This window comes from Bacillus sp. Je.9.29.b, from assembly GCF_051129925.1.
Taxonomy (GTDB): Bacteria; Bacillota; Bacilli; order Bacillales; family Bacillaceae; genus Bacillus; species Bacillus safensis.
The window spans coordinates 386,623-402,788 of record NZ_JBCPSO010000005.1 but is presented as its reverse complement, the minus strand read 5'-3'; the positions used below and the strand labels follow the sequence as shown (position 1 = coordinate 402,788).

Genomic DNA, 16,166 nt, shown 5'->3' with positions numbered 1-16,166 from the left:
GTTAAGGTTTTTACCGGTTGAGAAGCGTAACACACTGTCAAAAATTTGTTACACTATTTTTTAGAGGAGAATGAAACCTTTTGGAAAGAGGTTCGTATACATAAAGACCGGTGAAGGCAGAGGTTGAATATACTATGGACACAATGATTAAAAAGAGAATTAAGCAAGTGAAAAAAGGCGACCAGAACGCATTTGCAGACATCGTAGACCTGTATAAAGACAAAATTTATCAGCTGTGCTACCGTATGCTTGGGAATGCACACGAAGCGGAGGATATTGCGCAGGAGGCGTTTATTCGTGCTTATGTGAATATCGAAAGCTTTGATGTGAATCGCAAGTTTTCCACGTGGCTGTACCGCATTGCAACCAACCTGACCATCGACCGTATTCGCAAAAAAAAGCCGGATTATTATTTAGATGCAGAGGTGGCAGGAACAGAAGGGTTAAATATGTATTCTCAAATTGCTGCTGATGGCATTTTGCCAGAGGATGAGGTGGTGTCTCTTGAATTATCGAGTACCATTCAGCAAAAAATTCTAAGGTTACCCGATAAATATCGTTCGGTCATCGTATTAAAGTATATTGATGAACTCTCGTTAAAAGAAATTAGTGAGATTCTGAATATACCAGTTGGTACGGTGAAAACGAGAATACACAGGGGTAGAGAGGCTCTCCGGAAACAGTTGAGAGACCTTTGAGTGAGGTGATTTTGATGAGCTGTCAGGATAGAATCGTCCAGCTTATGCATCAGTATTTAGACGGGGACATTGAGCCTCAAGACGAAAAAGAATTAAAAAGCCATCTGCAATCGTGTGAGGAGTGCCGTACTCATTTTCAACAAATTGAGAAATCCATCGCGCTAGTGCAGAGTACATCTCATATAGAAGCACCATCTGATTTCACTGCAAAGGTGATGGCAGGTCTTCCAAAGGAGAAAAAGCGTGTGTCGGTTCAAAGATGGATCAAAGCTCACCCGCTGATGGTAGCCGCTGCCCTCTTTCTCATTTTAATGGGAGGCAGTCTGTTTACGAGCTGGAATACCGATCATAATTTCAGTGTGTCAAAGCAGCCGAATCTCGTCGTTGAAAATGATACAGTGACCGTACCTAAAGGGGAAACCGTAAAGGGTGATGTTACTGTCAAAAATGGCAAGCTGATTGTAGAAGGCAAGGTTGATGGAAATGTCACCGTCGTCAATGGGGAACAGTTGACTGCTTCTGCCGGACAAGTCACTGGTCAAATTAATGAAATTAATGAAGTGTTTGATTGGATCTGGTACAAAATGAAATCAACAGCACAAAACGTAATGCGGGTCATTGGGCCAGAGGAGCAAAAGTAACTCAATCGGCTTAAAGAGCAGTCTCTAAGGGGGGCTGCTCTTTTTCTATACATTGGTGGGATTCACGCATACTAGCAACTTAGCCAGATATGGCAACTATTTTCCTTGCTGAAACAAAATGTGGTATAATAGCCACGCTATGTATTGATACATAGGCTCTTTTTATATTAAAAAATGCATCAAACGAAGAATAACTGAAAATTCTGGAGGACGAGGAAATGGCTTTAGGGGATATTCCTTTTTTGCAGTACCTCGGTAATGCTGTTGATATTCTCGTTGTTTGGTATGTGATATATAAATTAATGATGGTCATCCGCGGAACAAAAGCGGTTCAGCTTTTAAAGGGAATTGTGGTCATTGTTCTCGTCAGGATGGGAAGTGCGTATCTCGGTCTTAACACACTTCAATGGCTGATGGATCAAGCGATTACGTGGGGATTCCTTGCGATCATTATTATTTTTCAGCCAGAGCTAAGGAGAGCGCTTGAGCAGCTTGGGCGCGGCCGTTTCTTCTCAAGAAGCGGGACACCTGTAGAGGAACAGCAGCAGAAAACGATCGAGGCAATTACAAAAGCAATTAACTATATGGCAAAACGGAGAATTGGCGCGCTGCTGACAATTGAGCGCGATACCGGAATGAATGATTACATAGAGACAGGAATTCCTTTGAATGCAAAGGTGAGTTCAGAGCTGCTCATTAACATTTTCATTCCGAATACACCGCTTCATGACGGTGCTGTCATTATGAAGCGGGATGAGATTGCAGCTGCAGCTTGTTATTTACCACTGTCAGAAAGCCCTTTTATCTCTAAGGAGCTTGGGACGCGTCATAGGGCGGCAGTTGGGATAAGTGAAGTGACAGACAGCTTAACTGTCATCGTTTCTGAGGAAACTGGCGGCATTTCTGTCGCAAGAAATGGTGATCTCCACCGAGAATTGACAGAAGAAGCGCTTGAAGAAATGCTGATTGCTGAATTTAGTAAGAACAGCAAAGATGCTTCCTCGACCAAATGGTATTGGAGGGGCAAGAAAAATGGATAAGATTTTGAATAATCGCTGGGCCGTTAAGCTTCTTGCATTGGTCTTCGCTTTATTGCTGTATGGTGCAGTCAATTCAGCGCAAGCGCCCACGCCGAAAAAAATCGGTGAATCCTTTTTCCCAACATCGACGACAGATGAAGCAACTTTAACCGACATTCCTGTTAAAGCGTATTATGATGACGAGAAGTACGTCGTCACTGGTGTGCCGCAGACAGTCAATGTCACGATTAAAGGATCAACAAGTGCTGTGAAAACAGCAAGACAAACAAAGAATTTTGAAATTTACGCAGACATGCGGAACTTATCGACAGGTACACATAAAGTGGAGCTGAAGGCAAGAGATGTATCGAAGGGACTCACACTATCGATTAATCCATCTGTGACGACTGTGACGATACAAGAAAAAACGACAGCTGAATTTCCTGTTGAAACCGAGTTTTATAATCAAAATAAAATCAAAGACGGCTATTCACCTGAACAGCCCATTGTGAATCCGAAAAAGGTCACAGTTACTGGATCAAAGGACGTCATCGACAAAATTTCTGTCATTAAAGCTTTTGTGAACTTAGAAGATGTCGATCAGCAAATTGAAAAAGAAGCGAAGCTCACTGTGTATGATAGCAGCGGGAATGAGCTGCCAGTTGAAGTAAGTCCGTCCGTGGTGGATATTACGGTCCCAATCTCTAGTCCAAGCAAAAAGGTCCCTTTTAAAATTGAGCGGACGGGCAGCTTGCCAGAAGGGATCAGCATCTCAAGCATTGAGACAAGCCCGAGTGAGGTCACAGTGTACGGCTCTCAAAAGGTGCTGGATGCCCTTGATTTTATTGATGGCGTCAAGCTGGACCTAAGCAAGATCAAAGATGATACGGAGATTGATGCCGATATTCCCCTGCCAGATGGTGTGAAAAAGGTATCACCCGAAACCATTAAGATCAAAGTGAAGGTTGCAACAGCTGAAGAAAAAAAGATCGATAATGTACCGATTACTGTCGTGGGTTTGAGCAAGGATCTCACTTCTGATTTTGTGAGCCCCTCTTCTGGACGGCTCACGTTAACAGCAAAGGGATCAAAAAGTGCGATTGATAAACTAAAGGCTTCAGATGTTGAAGCCTATATCAATGCAGGGGACTTGAACGAAGGAACCCATGAGGTCAAAGTTCAAATAAATGGTCCTCAAAATGTGACTTGGACATTATCGAGATCAAAGGTCAAAGTGAAACTCACTTCTACTGATACAGAGGATCAGCCGGCTTCGACGAATGATCGGAAGGATCAAAAAGATCAACAAGATCCATCAACTGATGACGATGGTCAGGGTGAGAAGAGTAAAGAAGAATCCACGCAAGATAAAGCAAAGAAAGAATCGAGTCAAAGACAGCGGGTCAAAGAAGATAAAAAAAAGGACGAAGCGTCCTCTTGAATGGTAAAAAAGGAGCGATTGAAACATGGGCAAGTACTTTGGAACTGATGGTGTAAGGGGTGTAGCGAATAGCGAATTAACGCCAGAGCTCGCATTTAAAGTTGGGAGATTTGGCGGCTATGTGCTCACGAAGGATAAAGAACGTCCAAAGGTACTCGTTGGTCGAGACACACGTGTATCTGGTCATATGTTAGAAGGAGCGCTTGTTGCAGGCTTACTTTCAATTGGAGCTGAAGTGATGCGTCTAGGTGTGATCTCAACACCTGGTGTGTCTTATTTAACGAAGGCAATGGATGCTGAAGCGGGTGTCATGATTTCTGCTTCACACAATCCAGTTCAAGACAACGGCATTAAATTCTTCGGCGGTGACGGCTTTAAGCTGTCAGATAAACAGGAAAACGAAATTGAGCAGCTGATGGATCAGCCAGTCGATCAATTACCACGCCCAGTTGGAGCCGATCTTGGAACGGTGAACGACTACTTTGAAGGCGGTCAGAAATACTTGCAATTCTTAAAGCAGACAGCGGACGAGGATTTCACAGGTATTCACGTGGCGCTTGACTGTGCACACGGTGCAACCTCTTCTCTAGCGACACATTTATTTGCAGATTTAGATGCTGATGTGTCTACAATGGGAACATCTCCAAATGGATTGAATATCAATGATGGTGTAGGCTCCACTCATCCAGAAGCACTTTCTGCTTTTGTGAAGGAGAAGGGTGCAGATATTGGTCTTGCGTTTGATGGTGACGGTGACCGTTTAATTGCAGTCGATGAAAAAGGTGATATCGTAGACGGCGATCAAATTATGTACATATGTGCACGTTATTTGAAGGATGAAGGCCGATTAAAGGATGACACCGTCGTGTCAACGGTTATGAGTAACCTTGGTTTCTATAAAGCGCTTGAGAAGCAAGGCATTAAGAGCATTCAAACAGCTGTTGGTGACCGCTATGTGGTCGAAGCGATGAAAAAAGACGGCTATAATGTCGGCGGCGAGCAGTCAGGTCATTTGATTTTCCTTGATTATAATACGACAGGTGATGGCATGCTTTCTGCGATCATGCTTGTGAATACGCTCAAAGCGACAGGGAAAACATTATCAGAGCTTGCAGCGGAAATGGAAAAGTTCCCGCAGCTTTTAGTGAATGTGAAAGTGTCTGATAAATATAAAGTAGAAGAAAATGAAAAAGTAAAAGCGGTGATCCAAGAGGTCGAAAAAGAGATGAATGGTGACGGCCGTATCCTAGTTCGTCCATCGGGGACAGAGCCGCTTGTACGTGTCATGGCAGAGGCGAAAACAAAAGAGCTGTGTAATGAATATGTGGCTCGAATTACAGCTGTTGTGAAAGAAGAAATGGGTATTGAGTAATAGGTGAAGGCAAACCGCTGGCAGCGGTTTGCTTTTTTTTGAATAAACGACATAATTGGATGGATCTATACGAATGATATAAGCGAGGGCAACTTGAAGCTGCCTTCATACATAGGAGAGCACATCAAAGGTAGAACGTGACAAGCCTCATCGCATATAGTGTAGGGAGGTCTCACTTTCTCAAATGAAGGGGATCACCCGCTAAATTGTGATTGACGGAGGTCAGACCTTATAGTACAATCATCCTTGTGTTACTGGATTTTTATTCTATCAGGAAAGGCAGGGTAGATGTTCAGGAACTCTCTTATAATTATAGCGCCCGAACTAAGCGATCGGACGAAAGATGCTTAGTTGACGAGGATGGAGGTTATCGAATTTTCGGCGGATGCCTCCCGGCTGATCAAAAAAAGAGATCACAGCCGTAAGTGTTTCTTTAAACCAAAGAGGTGACTCTTTGTACAAAGGGAATACACATGATCTCCCAAATTAAACATGTAGAGAGGGACGAAGAAATGTCCCTTCTATTTTAGTAGGCTTTCTTTGTCCCTTTCACATGATCGGGAGGAAGAATATTTATGTGTGGAATCGTAGGTTATATTGGTCAGAATGATGCGAAGGAAATCTTATTAAAAGGTTTAGAGAAGCTTGAGTACCGCGGGTATGATTCAGCAGGTATCGCTGTGGCAAACGAAGAAGGCGTGCATGTGTTCAAAGAAAAAGGACGTATCGCTGAGCTTCGAGAAGTCGTGGATGCAAACGTGGCATCTTCAGCAGGAATCGGACATACACGCTGGGCAACTCACGGTGTGCCAAGCCATCTAAATGCGCATCCGCATCAAAGTGCTTCTGGCCGTTTTACGCTTGTTCATAACGGTGTCATTGAGAACTATGTACAATTGACACGCGAATATTTACAAGACGTCACACTAAAAAGCGACACAGATACAGAGGTTGTTGTTCAAGTCATCGAACAATTTGTAAACAGAGGTCTTGATACAGAAGAAGCTTTCCGTCAAACGCTTCTTCAACTAAAAGGCTCTTACGCAATTGCCCTTTTCGATAACGAAAACAAAGAAACAATCTATGTGGCGAAAAACAAAAGCCCATTATTGGTTGGTTTCGGCGAAGATTTCAACGTTGTGGCTTCTGACGCAATGGCGATGCTTCAAGTAACAAACGAATATGCGGAATTAATGGATAAAGAAATGGTCATTGTCACAAAAGACGAGGTCATCATCAAAAACCTTGACGGTGATATCATGACACGTCCTTCTTATATCGCTGAGCTTGATGCAAGCGACATTGAGAAAGGCACATATCCTCACTACATGTTAAAAGAAACGGATGAACAGCCGCTTGTTATGCGCAAAATCATCCAAGAATATCAAGACGAAAACGGCAAACTGTCAGTCGCTGGCGATATCGCAAGCGCAGTAGCAGAAGCAGACCGCATTTACATTGTGGCTTGCGGAACGAGCTACCATGCTGGACTTGTCGGTAAACAATACATTGAAGACTGGGCGAAAGTACCTGTAGAAGTCCATGTAGCAAGTGAATTCTCTTACAACATGCCGCTTCTATCGAAAAAGCCTCTGTTCATCTTCCTTTCTCAATCTGGGGAGACTGCGGACAGCCGTGCTGTACTTGTTCAAGTCAAAGAACTTGGTCATAAAGCATTAACGATCACAAACGTACCAGGATCTACGCTTTCTCGTGAAGCGGACTTCACATTGCTTCTTCATGCAGGACCAGAAATTGCAGTGGCTTCAACAAAAGCCTACACAGCACAAATCGCTGTACTTGCAATCCTTGCATCCGTTGCAGCTGAATTAAACGGTCAATCTCTTGACTTTGATCTTGTGAAAGAGCTTGGGATTGTAGCAAACGCAATGGAAGCCCTTGTCGATCAAAAGGATGAAATGGAACAAATCGCTCGTGACTTCTTCACAGTGACACGTAACGCATTCTTTATCGGAAGAGGACTTGACTACTATGTGTGCCTTGAAGGTTCACTAAAACTAAAAGAGATCTCTTACATCCAAGCAGAAGGCTTTGCTGGCGGAGAACTCAAACACGGCACAATTGCTTTAATTGAAGAAGGCACACCGGTCATTGCCCTTGCAACGCAAGAGCACGTGAACCTCAGCATTCGCGGTAACGTCAAAGAAGTCGTTGCACGCGGAGCAAACCCATGTGTCATCTCACTAAAAGGCCTAGAAGATGAAGGCGACCGTTTCGTCCTTCCAGCTGTACACCCAGCACTTGCACCACTTGCATCTGTTGTCCCATTACAGCTGATCGCATACTACGCAGCCCTTCACCGCGGGTGTGATGTGGATAAACCACGTAACCTTGCGAAGAGTGTGACGGTGGAGTAGGAATTAAATAAAATCGGATTTTTGATACCCCTTTAGATATCATTTTCTAAAGGGGTATTTTTGTTTCATTAGAACTGGAACGTACGAAGATTTTTGATTAAGGGTACAATATTAGAAGATTTACATGGGTTATAATGTGTTAAGTACATTATAAATAGAATGCCAAACGCACCTTGCGCAGGTAATACAGGTTAAATAACAAAGAAAGAGAGAAGAACACATGACCAAACATAAAATTTACACAATGAGCTTTGCAAAAGTCTATCCTCTCTATATCGCAAAGGCAGAGAGAAAAGGACGAACAAAGGCTGAAGTCGATACGATTATTTGTTGGTTGACGGGGTACAGTCCGGAAGAGCTACAGGAACAGGTGGACAAACAGACAGACGTTGAAACTTTTTTTGATGAGGCTCCTGAGCTTCATCCTTCCCGCAGCTTCATCAAAGGCGTCATTTGTGGTGTTCGGGTAGAGGACATTGAGGAAGAAACCATGAAGAACATTCGTTATCTAGATAAGCTGATTGATGAGTTAGCGAAAGGAAAGAAGATGGAAAAGATTTTGCGAGGTACATCATGACCATCACAAGCAAGCCCAGTGAACTAAACTTCACTGGGCTTTTTTATATTTCTAGATCATTCGAATGATAAAAATAAAATCTATTTGAACGAATTCCCTCTTCATGTCGTCAAAAGAAGTGATATCAAAACAAATTGGCGTTTGAAAAGGGAGTGGCGTGGATGGATATGAAGATGATATTACCTCTTATTTTGCTGCAAGCGATTTTGATGGTGATTGGTTTGTTCGATTTGCTGAAAAGAGATCCATCGAGGATCAGAGGAGAGTTAAAGTGGGTTTGGGCGTTGGTGATTGTGTTTGTGGCGAGTGCCGGCCCTATTGTGTATTTCATTTTTGGCCGTAAACAATCTTAGTAGGGGGGATTCGCTTGAATATGCTGGAGTGTCATGGGCTGACGAAATCGTATGGCCGGCATGAAATTTTAAAAAACGTTTCATTTTCTGTTGGGGAGGTTGGATGTGTTGGCTTTTTAGGGGCCAATGGAGCGGGGAAGACAACAACGATCCGGATTTTGACGGGACTTGCTCGTCCTACGTCTGGTGTCGTGAAGGTGGCGGGTATGGATGTGACAAAGGACATGGATCAAATCAGTCATGTGATTGGGTATTGTCCGCAGCATCCTGCATTTTATCAGGATATGACGGGGCAGGAGTGGATGCATTGGGTTGGCGGGTTATTTCACTTAGAGAAAAACATCATTCGCTCCAAAACAGAGGAGCTGTTGAAGCTTTGCCGGGTGTATGAGGCGAAGGATCGTGCCATTGGCAGCTATAGCGGAGGCATGAAGCAGAGGCTTGCCATTGCGCAGGCGCTTATCAACAGCCCGAAGGTTCTCATCTTGGATGAACCTGTGTCTGCACTTGATCCCATGGGGAGAAAAGACGTTCTGACATTGATTGAGCGTCTGAAACAAGAAATGTTGATCTTTATGTCTACCCATATTTTAGATGACATTGAACGTGTGGCAGATCATATTATCATGATCAACAGCGGCAAAATTGAGGTGTCCTCTTCCATGAAACAGATCAAAGAAGACTATATCCAGCCAGTGATTGAATTTCAATTAGAACAAAAGGATACGAAATTATTGGCTTTGTTAAAAGAGCGGGATTGGGTGGAGGAATGCTTGGAGACAGGAGATGCTTATCAGGTGCGAGTGAACGATCAACAAATAGCATTGAAGGAGCTGCCTCGTCTCATCACTGAATCTGGCGGTGTTCTCCTCCATTATCGACTATCTAAGCTGACGCTTGAAGATATTTTCATGAAGGTTGTGAATGCATGATGATGTTGAAAAAGGAATTTAGGGAGTTATTCACTAGCTATAAAATCTTATTTGTTCCTATCATTTTTACGATTTTAATGATTACACAGCCTATTACGCTCAAAATGCTGCCGGATCTTCTATCGAAATCAGCTAATTTACCTGAAGGATCTACATTTTACATACCAGAGCCTAGTGCAGGAGAGGCTTTGGCGAGTGCATTGAGTAAATTTGATTCACTTGGTGTTTTTATTCTCATTATGATCGTGATGGGGACGATCGCTGGAGAGCGTGCCTCTGGAGTGACTGCGATGATTATGGTGAAACCGATCAGTCGAACGAGTTATTATGTCTCGAAAATATGCGCCTATGCCTGTTTGACTTTGTTTAGTTTGGTGGTGGCGGTGCTTGCCTCTGTTTATTATGTGGACATTCAATTTGGGCATGTGGATTGGGTCAATGTGTTAAAAGGAACACTTCTTTATTATCCAAATTTATTGCTGATTGTGGTATCGACCATTTGTGCTTCGGCGTTCTTTCAACGTTCTGTCACAGCTGGCGGTGTGTCGCTTTTGATCAACCTTATTCTGTTTACCGTACCTTCATTTTATGAAGAGACATTAGGGAAGTTTGCACCTAAAGGCGTGACAAGTGCAGCCGAAGAGATGATTCATAAGGGGACTTATTCGGATCAGGCACTTACAAGTTTTCTAGGTGTATCAGTATTGATTGTTTTCTTTTTTCTCATCGGATGGTTTCTTTTTAGAAAACAAGAGTTATAGCAGGCTGTTGCGATTGTTTCTGAAAGTTTACTATGAGCATAAAAATCTGAATACGGTTGAAAATTTGATATGATGATAAAAATTGACTGTATTTTCAGAAAAGAGGTTTTTATTCATGAGAACATCACGTAATCCTGAGACCATTCACCCGCCACTTGCACCATATATCCATCAAATAGAGACAACTGGAGCACAGCGGTGGTTAACCTTATCAGGTCAGGTGGGAATGGAGGCGGATGGGAAAATCCCCGAAAGTCCGTTGGAGCAGCTCGAATTAGCGTTAGAGAATGTGAAACGAAATGTAGAAGCGGCAGATATGGCTGTGGAAGATATAACGAAACTAGTATTTTATCTCGTGGGAGAATTCGATGCTGAGAGCAGGAAACAAATTATGGGGCAGTTTTTAGGCGATCATCTGCCTTGTATGACGATGATTTATGTGGTGGCATTGGCTTCACCTGCTTTAAAGGTAGAGGTGGATGCTTGGGCGTGTCAGGAGATGGTATAGGGTTAATAGATAAAAGATTGGGATGCTGCAGCCCAATCTTTTTTTATTTTGTACATAATATAATTTCTTTTTCCGTTGTTTATAGAATAGATTATCTCATTACTATTACCTTGTTATTCTCTATATGGTAATATTAGGTTAAGAGATTAGTGGGTCTAATGACATTCGTTTTTTGATTTTATAACACACCATAGATAAGCATACATCACTCTAATCAAAGGGAGAGATTTGATGCCATTCATGGAGGTTCAGAATGTAAGCAAACGATATAGCAATGGTGATGGGATAGAGGGTCTGTCATTTTCCATCGAAGCAGGAGAGGTTGTGGCGCTGCTTGGGCCTAATGGTGCTGGGAAGACGACAACGATTCGATGTTTAACGGGTCTATATAAACCAGATGGAGGGGAAATTCTCATAGAGGGTTTCCCGCCTGGTCATGCCCATGTCCAAAAACAAGTAGCTCTTATTCCTGATCAGCCGTATTTGTATCCAGACTTAACGGCTGCTGAACATGTTCAATTCCGTGCACGTGGATATCATAAAGGCTTAAAACAGATCAAGGAAAAGGTATATGAAGCGTTGAAAGAAGTACATATGGAAAAGAAGATGAATGAACTGTGTGGAAGGCTTTCAAGAGGCCAAAAGCAGCGTGTTGTCTTAGCAGGGGCCATTGTTCAAGATGCCTCCCTTTTTATATTAGATGAACCGACTGTTGGGTTAGATATACCGTCAAAACAGTGGCTGTCGGATTGGCTGAGACAAAAAAGCAGTCAAGGTGGGTCGGTCTTTGTGTCGACTCATAGTCTGGAGTTTGTCCTTGATACGGCTAGCAGGGTTGTATTGATTCGAGACGGTGCCATCATGAAGAGTATGAATGTTCCTCAATTAAAGGAAGAACAGGTTGAGTGGAGGGCAAAAGTTATTCAACTTTTGGGGGAGTGGTCAAGTGAATAACACACTCTCCCTTTTATGGATGAAATCTCAAAGGCGCTTGATCAGTAAAAATCAAGAAAAGAAAATGCCTTTTCTGATCTTACTTCTTTTCATTGCGGCAATTGGTTTTCAGCTAAGCGCAGTTTCAAGTATGGGTGATTGGAATGCGGTTGCAGCTGGGTGGATCATTGTCTGTTTGTTTGTTCTCTATACGGGGTTTGGCTTGTTTACAAATCGGCTGCCTAGTCAAATGAACGATATCATTTGGTTATATGGAAATGGCGCTTCTTTATGGACGGTTGTTATCGGTGTGTGGATGTATCATATTTTCTGGCGAGGGGCTCTTCTCATTATCTCTGCTTTGGCTGCGGATCTTCTTCTGTTTTTTATGACGCAGCAGTACCCGTTTCTGCTTGGCAAATCACTCATCCTGACAGGGCTGTTATGTATGGTCGAAACTTGGATGATTGCGGTGTCTTGTGCTAGAACCATTAGAGTATACAAGCGACTGCTCTTACTCGGCTTTGTATTGATGTTTTTCAGCTTTGCACTGCTTGTTTTGAATCAATTGATGATGAAACAGCCCTCATTGATGAACATTGCTGATTCTTTGATGTTTCAAGCTGGGCGTATGATCGAAGAGTTCTCTATTCTTTCTATCTTCATTTTTATTGGAGTGATGTTTCTATCTTTCATGATGATGTACAGTGCTAGTCATCGTTTAGAGATGAAGGAGTCTTTAGTCAAGGAGGCAGTATTTTGGGAGGAATTTGAGGGGAAACATATTCAATCAAGTCCAATCGTTCAAAAAAAGAGCAGGACATGGTGGGGACTTCCAGCATTAACGGGCGTTTGGGCTTTTCTTTGGATTGAATTATTGCTGATAAAAAAATATATCACCTTCCATGTGCTATCTACCATGCTGTTAATCGGTACTTACTATGTCCTCTTTACTTATTTTTCAGATTGGCTGAATCTATTCTTGATTGTCATTGCTGCATCTGTTCTTTTTAGTTCATATTATGCGGGGATTGTAAGACACGCACAAACAGGAGTGCTCTACCTTTTTCCAGGTGCTTTATATCAAAAAATCATTCTGTTAGAGGTGTTTCAAACCTTTTGGTTGTATGCTTTCTACTTGATTTCTCTTTATTTGGTTGAGATTCAGGATGTTTTGTATTGGACCTTATTTGGTGGAGGAGTTTATATATGGTTTTTGGCCATACGACTCTTTGCCTTTATGCAGCCTCTGAGACGAGAAATGAGTTTTGCTCTGGCTGCCTATTATCGATCATTGCTATTTGCGTCTGTGATCAGTGCTATGATCGTTATTAGCATTCATCTCATCACTGATGGCTTGTTGACTACAATTGTATCTCTAGTGGCTGGGTCTGGATCTTATGTGCTTTGTTATCGATACCGTGCGGTTCATTAAAAAGAGGAGTTGATTGTAAATGAAACCAGAAAATAAGCTGTCTCAATCCGTTCAACAATTGGCTAATACAAATGAAGTAACGATCGTTCAAGCAATAGGAGATTTAAGAAAATATGGAAAAGATGCAGTGCCCGTCCTTGTTGAGGCTTTAAAAGAAAAAGGCTCTCTGCGGAACATTGCAGCAGCTGTACTTGGTGAATTTGGAGCAGATGCGGGGGACGCAGCAGAACCGCTAGCTCGGCTATTAGAAAGTGACGAAGAAGATACAAGAATGGCCGCTGCCATGTCACTCATGAGGATTGGGAAACCTAGCTTGCCATTTCTTCTGGCACTTGCTAAACGTTATGAGGGGCCTACTTGTTTCTGGGCATCATGGTGTATCTCTTGGATTGATCCATCAAAAATTGAAAAAAACATGTACGAGTGCTTAAAACAAGAACAAGAAAATCCAACAGGCAGCGTCACACCTTTTGCTGCAGAGGAGGCATTAGGGAAAATTATCGCTTTTCAGCTAAAGGATAAAGGGGATGAATAATATTAAATGTGGTTAAGTCAGCCTTTTTAATCGATGGTATATGTTATAAAAATTACGCCACACAAACTTGGAATAAATAAGAGAGGGGGATCGTTATGTTTCAATCAAATACAGAGTTAAAAAGAAATGCATTTTTCTATGCAGGGGTTGGTATCGTTCTAGTGATTGTTTTCATTCTTGAAGTGGTGCCAATTAGTTCTGAATGGGAATTTTCCTTTATTTTTTTAGGATTGGCCATCTTGTTTTATCTTAAATTTGTCATGCGCATAGAAGAAGACCAGACATCATTATAAAGAGTATTCTTATCAACTGTAGATTTAATAAAATGTCGTTTATAAATCTACAGTTGATGGATTGTTTAAATGGGATTGTCAATGTTCATAAATATTTCTTCTAAAGAGGGCTCATCGACTTCTAATCTAAAAATATCAATATTTTTTGATAAGAATAGTTTGTTGATGGTTGGGATTCTTGCTTCGTCCTCAATCACTAGATGGGAATTCAATTCGTTAATTTTGCATTTTTCCACGTTTTCCTTCAGGTCTATTAATAAAGATTCCTGCTGGTTCTTACAAATGGCACTGTGTTTAACATAAACAGTCAAATTCTTTTTATAGGTTTTTCTTAAATCCTCGATACTCCCTTTCGCTTGAAGAATACCCTTGTTCATGATGGCCACCTCGTCACATAATTTTTCTACCTCATTTAAGTTATGTGATGTTAAAAATATAGTTGTCCCATTTGCAGCGATTTCTTTCAACATGGCATGGATTGTCAATGCTGAGTTCGCATCGACTCCAGAAGTAGGTTCATCTAAGAAAATGAGTTCTGGATTATTGATCAGTGCTTGTGCAATTCCCAGTTTCTTTTTCATTCCGAAAGAAAAGTGTTTAGTTTTTAATTTTGCAGCATCTTTTAACTCAACTTTATCAAGGAGTTCTAATAAATCCTCTTTCTTCAAATATAACTTCAATATTTTGCTGAAATACTCCATATGTTCAATGGCTGTCATGTTTTCATAAAGTGATGAGTAATCAGGAAGAACTCCTATTTTCCTCCAACATTCTTTTTGTTGCTCTTTTTTGTAACCTAATAATTCGTAGTATCCTCCTGTTGGTTGAATGATGCCTGTTATCATATTAATAAATGTTGACTTTCCAGCACCATTTTTCCCTAAAAACCCAAATATTTTGCCTTTTTCAATGGTCAAATCTATTTCATTAACCACAATCTTATTTCCATACTTTTTTGTTAGTTTTTTTGTTTTAAGTGCATACACTATAAATCCCTCTTTCTTAAAGTGATGATACTTATGAGTAAAAATATGGCAGGGTATATTGCTACAATACAAGTGAAGTCAGCCTGATCTTGTGTGAAATAATAATATGGTGTGATGTAACTTACGATTTGAATGAAAACATTTGTAGTTCCAATGCTGATCAAACCAATGATCGGCAAAATAATTGATATTGTTATGCCTAAAAACATCGTAATTGAAGGGCTTGAAATAATAGTAGATAGCAGCAAGCTTAACCCTAAAAAGTACGAGATAAAGATGATGGACTGAATCAATTCTAAAAAGTAAAATGCGTTTGAGAAAGGCATTATTAGAATGAAAGAAATTGTTAAACATGCAACCCAAAACAGAAAATTCCCGAGAAATTTTCCAAGTAAGATACTACTTCTGGACGTCTTAGTGACTAAGAAACGAACTGTACGAGAATAAATCTCTTTATTCACAGCGTTCTGGGCGAGACTTGTGATAAAAAGTGGAGCGGCAATAAAAAGTAAAACCATTAATCCACCAACATATGCATTTTCATCTAGACCTAGAGAATCGAATTGATTACTAAATTGACTAAGGATTTTTGCAGTACCTGTTGAAATTCCAATGATGATAAAAACAATTAGGATGGATCGTATACTTTTAAACAGTACTTTAAACTCTTTCAATCCTATTGCAAACATGACCTCTCCTCCTCTAAAGATGGGTTTTATTTTTTGTGGCTGAATGATCTTTAGAAATTACAATCATTCCAGCTATTAAATATGCAACACTGCCAAGTAAGCCTGAGAAAACAGTTAATAAACTACTTAAAATACCTGATGTGATTAACATAATACCTGCAGCTCGTGCATTTCTTTTCATGACTTGTAAAGAAATTGCCCCAACTAAGCTGCTTAGCATAGATAAAATGATCATATATATAGTTCCGTTCGAAAGAATGACAATTATTTGTTCTGGTGTGATATCTGTGATGTTTTCATCTTGTAAGAAACTCTGAATTAAATTGTTTGTCTCCTCACTATTTCTTGTACCTTCATGCAGTATAAAACTTCCAATCGATAATAAGATAAATAATGTAATTCCTAAAAAAGTAAGTGATTTTTCTAAAGTTTGATACATATAAACCTCCATAAATACCAATTTATTGTTTGATTATCTTAAAAAGACAATATCATGGATCTAGTCTGTTTATCCATATATTTTTGAATAAAGTTTAAATTAATTTAATATTGTTAAAAAAATTATTGAAATTATGATCATTTTTATTTAATGTATGTTATGATGTTAGCAAAGAG

18 protein-coding genes are annotated in these 16,166 nt (G+C 40.8%); 15 read left to right on the top strand and 3 right to left on the bottom strand.

The window, feature by feature from the left end; genetic code table 11:
* Positions 1-134 precede the first annotated feature (134 nt).
* From sigW to AAZR19_RS12765, 15 genes are all read left to right on the top strand, one after another.
* Positions 135-698 (top strand): RNA polymerase sigma factor SigW, encoded by a 564-nt coding sequence (sigW, locus tag AAZR19_RS12835; protein ID WP_024424449.1) that lies wholly within the window; start codon positions 135-137, stop codon positions 696-698.
* A gap of 14 nt (positions 699-712) precedes the next feature.
* Positions 713-1,339 (top strand): anti-sigma-W factor RsiW, encoded by a 627-nt coding sequence (rsiW, locus tag AAZR19_RS12830; protein ID WP_024424448.1) that lies wholly within the window; start codon positions 713-715, stop codon positions 1,337-1,339.
* 218 nt (positions 1,340-1,557) lie between these two features.
* Positions 1,558-2,379, top strand: a complete 822-nt coding sequence (gene cdaA / locus AAZR19_RS12825; RefSeq protein WP_008344027.1) for a diadenylate cyclase CdaA — start codon at positions 1,558-1,560, stop codon at positions 2,377-2,379.
* Positions 2,372-3,799 (top strand): CdaR family protein, encoded by a 1,428-nt coding sequence (locus AAZR19_RS12820; protein WP_434703398.1) that lies wholly within the window; start codon positions 2,372-2,374, stop codon positions 3,797-3,799. The genes cdaA and AAZR19_RS12820 overlap by 8 nt, the downstream gene beginning before the upstream one ends.
* Before the next feature lie 25 nt (positions 3,800-3,824).
* A complete protein-coding gene (gene glmM, locus AAZR19_RS12815; protein WP_434703396.1) occupies positions 3,825-5,171 on the top strand; it encodes a phosphoglucosamine mutase in 1,347 nt (448 codons plus the stop codon).
* Positions 5,172-5,746: 575 nt separating this feature from the next.
* Entirely contained in the window at positions 5,747-7,549 is a 1,803-nt protein-coding gene (gene glmS / locus AAZR19_RS12810) for a glutamine--fructose-6-phosphate transaminase (isomerizing) (protein ID WP_008360582.1), read from the top strand.
* Between the two features lie 220 nt (positions 7,550-7,769).
* A complete protein-coding gene (locus AAZR19_RS12805; RefSeq protein ID WP_254806277.1) occupies positions 7,770-8,126 on the top strand; it encodes a DUF2200 domain-containing protein in 357 nt (118 codons plus the stop codon).
* Between the two features lie 161 nt (positions 8,127-8,287).
* Positions 8,288-8,479 carry a PLD nuclease N-terminal domain-containing protein gene (locus AAZR19_RS12800; RefSeq protein ID WP_142946585.1) on the top strand — a complete coding sequence of 64 codons (192 nt, stop codon included), beginning with the start codon at positions 8,288-8,290 and terminating at the stop codon, positions 8,477-8,479.
* Between the two features lie 14 nt (positions 8,480-8,493).
* Complete coding sequence (locus AAZR19_RS12795; RefSeq protein ID WP_326350035.1) at positions 8,494-9,411, top strand: ABC transporter ATP-binding protein; 918 nt, start codon at positions 8,494-8,496, stop codon at positions 9,409-9,411.
* The gene (locus AAZR19_RS12790; protein ID WP_081123893.1) at positions 9,408-10,172 is read left to right on the top strand and encodes an ABC transporter permease; all 765 of its coding nucleotides are present in this window, start codon (positions 9,408-9,410) and stop codon (positions 10,170-10,172) included. Before AAZR19_RS12795 ends, AAZR19_RS12790 begins: the two co-directional genes overlap by 4 nt.
* A gap of 115 nt (positions 10,173-10,287) precedes the next feature.
* Complete coding sequence (locus tag AAZR19_RS12785; protein ID WP_434703392.1) at positions 10,288-10,680, top strand: RidA family protein; 393 nt, start codon at positions 10,288-10,290, stop codon at positions 10,678-10,680.
* 231 nt (positions 10,681-10,911) lie between these two features.
* Positions 10,912-11,634: an ABC transporter ATP-binding protein gene (locus AAZR19_RS12780; protein WP_434703390.1), complete on the top strand. Its 723-nt coding sequence runs from the start codon at positions 10,912-10,914 to the stop codon at positions 11,632-11,634.
* A complete protein-coding gene (gene skfF / locus AAZR19_RS12775; RefSeq protein ID WP_434703388.1) occupies positions 11,627-13,048 on the top strand; it encodes a sporulation killing factor system integral membrane protein in 1,422 nt (473 codons plus the stop codon). The genes AAZR19_RS12780 and skfF overlap by 8 nt, the downstream gene beginning before the upstream one ends.
* A gap of 19 nt (positions 13,049-13,067) precedes the next feature.
* Entirely contained in the window at positions 13,068-13,583 is a 516-nt protein-coding gene (locus AAZR19_RS12770; protein WP_041115347.1) for a HEAT repeat domain-containing protein, read from the top strand.
* A 95-nt stretch (positions 13,584-13,678) separates the two neighbouring features.
* The gene (locus AAZR19_RS12765) at positions 13,679-13,876 is read left to right on the top strand and encodes a hypothetical protein (protein WP_434703386.1); all 198 of its coding nucleotides are present in this window, start codon (positions 13,679-13,681) and stop codon (positions 13,874-13,876) included.
* 65 nt (positions 13,877-13,941) lie between these two features.
* Here the strand turns inward: AAZR19_RS12765 and AAZR19_RS12760 are convergent, their stop codons facing one another.
* Genes AAZR19_RS12760 through AAZR19_RS12750 form a run of 3 tightly spaced genes read right to left on the bottom strand, consistent with a single transcriptional unit; the run spans position 13,942 to position 15,990 of the window.
* The gene (locus tag AAZR19_RS12760; RefSeq protein WP_434703384.1) at positions 13,942-14,862 is read right to left on the bottom strand and encodes an ATP-binding cassette domain-containing protein; all 921 of its coding nucleotides are present in this window, start codon (positions 14,860-14,862) and stop codon (positions 13,942-13,944) included.
* Positions 14,862-15,551 carry an ABC transporter permease subunit gene (locus tag AAZR19_RS12755; RefSeq protein ID WP_434703382.1) on the bottom strand — a complete coding sequence of 230 codons (690 nt, stop codon included), beginning with the start codon at positions 15,549-15,551 and terminating at the stop codon, positions 14,862-14,864. The genes AAZR19_RS12760 and AAZR19_RS12755 overlap by 1 nt, the downstream gene beginning before the upstream one ends.
* A gap of 13 nt (positions 15,552-15,564) precedes the next feature.
* A complete protein-coding gene (locus AAZR19_RS12750) occupies positions 15,565-15,990 on the bottom strand; it encodes a DUF4064 domain-containing protein (RefSeq protein WP_434703380.1) in 426 nt (141 codons plus the stop codon).
* Between the last annotated feature and the right edge of the window lie 176 nt (positions 15,991-16,166).

Excerpts from the sequence above, each read along its gene's own strand:
- glmS (WP_008360582.1), top strand. The coding sequence starts at position 5,747 with ATGTGTGGAATCGTAGGTTATATTGGTCAGAATGATGCGAAGGAAATC.
- sigW (WP_024424449.1), top strand. The coding sequence starts at position 135 with ATGGACACAATGATTAAAAAGAGAATTAAGCAAGTGAAAAAAGGCGAC.
- AAZR19_RS12770 (WP_041115347.1), top strand. The coding sequence starts at position 13,068 with ATGAAACCAGAAAATAAGCTGTCTCAATCCGTTCAACAATTGGCTAAT.
- AAZR19_RS12750 (WP_434703380.1), bottom strand. The coding sequence starts at position 15,990 with ATGTATCAAACTTTAGAAAAATCACTTACTTTTTTAGGAATTACATTA.
- AAZR19_RS12785 (WP_434703392.1), top strand. The coding sequence starts at position 10,288 with ATGAGAACATCACGTAATCCTGAGACCATTCACCCGCCACTTGCACCA.
- AAZR19_RS12800 (WP_142946585.1), top strand. The coding sequence starts at position 8,288 with ATGGATATGAAGATGATATTACCTCTTATTTTGCTGCAAGCGATTTTG.
- glmM (WP_434703396.1), top strand. The coding sequence starts at position 3,825 with ATGGGCAAGTACTTTGGAACTGATGGTGTAAGGGGTGTAGCGAATAGC.
- AAZR19_RS12780 (WP_434703390.1), top strand. The coding sequence starts at position 10,912 with ATGCCATTCATGGAGGTTCAGAATGTAAGCAAACGATATAGCAATGGT.
- rsiW (WP_024424448.1), top strand. The coding sequence starts at position 713 with ATGAGCTGTCAGGATAGAATCGTCCAGCTTATGCATCAGTATTTAGAC.
- AAZR19_RS12805 (WP_254806277.1), top strand. The coding sequence starts at position 7,770 with ATGACCAAACATAAAATTTACACAATGAGCTTTGCAAAAGTCTATCCT.
- cdaA (WP_008344027.1), top strand. The coding sequence starts at position 1,558 with ATGGCTTTAGGGGATATTCCTTTTTTGCAGTACCTCGGTAATGCTGTT.
- AAZR19_RS12755 (WP_434703382.1), bottom strand. The coding sequence starts at position 15,551 with ATGTTTGCAATAGGATTGAAAGAGTTTAAAGTACTGTTTAAAAGTATA.
- AAZR19_RS12790 (WP_081123893.1), top strand. The coding sequence starts at position 9,408 with ATGATGATGTTGAAAAAGGAATTTAGGGAGTTATTCACTAGCTATAAA.
- AAZR19_RS12765 (WP_434703386.1), top strand. The coding sequence starts at position 13,679 with ATGTTTCAATCAAATACAGAGTTAAAAAGAAATGCATTTTTCTATGCA.
- AAZR19_RS12820 (WP_434703398.1), top strand. The coding sequence starts at position 2,372 with ATGGATAAGATTTTGAATAATCGCTGGGCCGTTAAGCTTCTTGCATTG.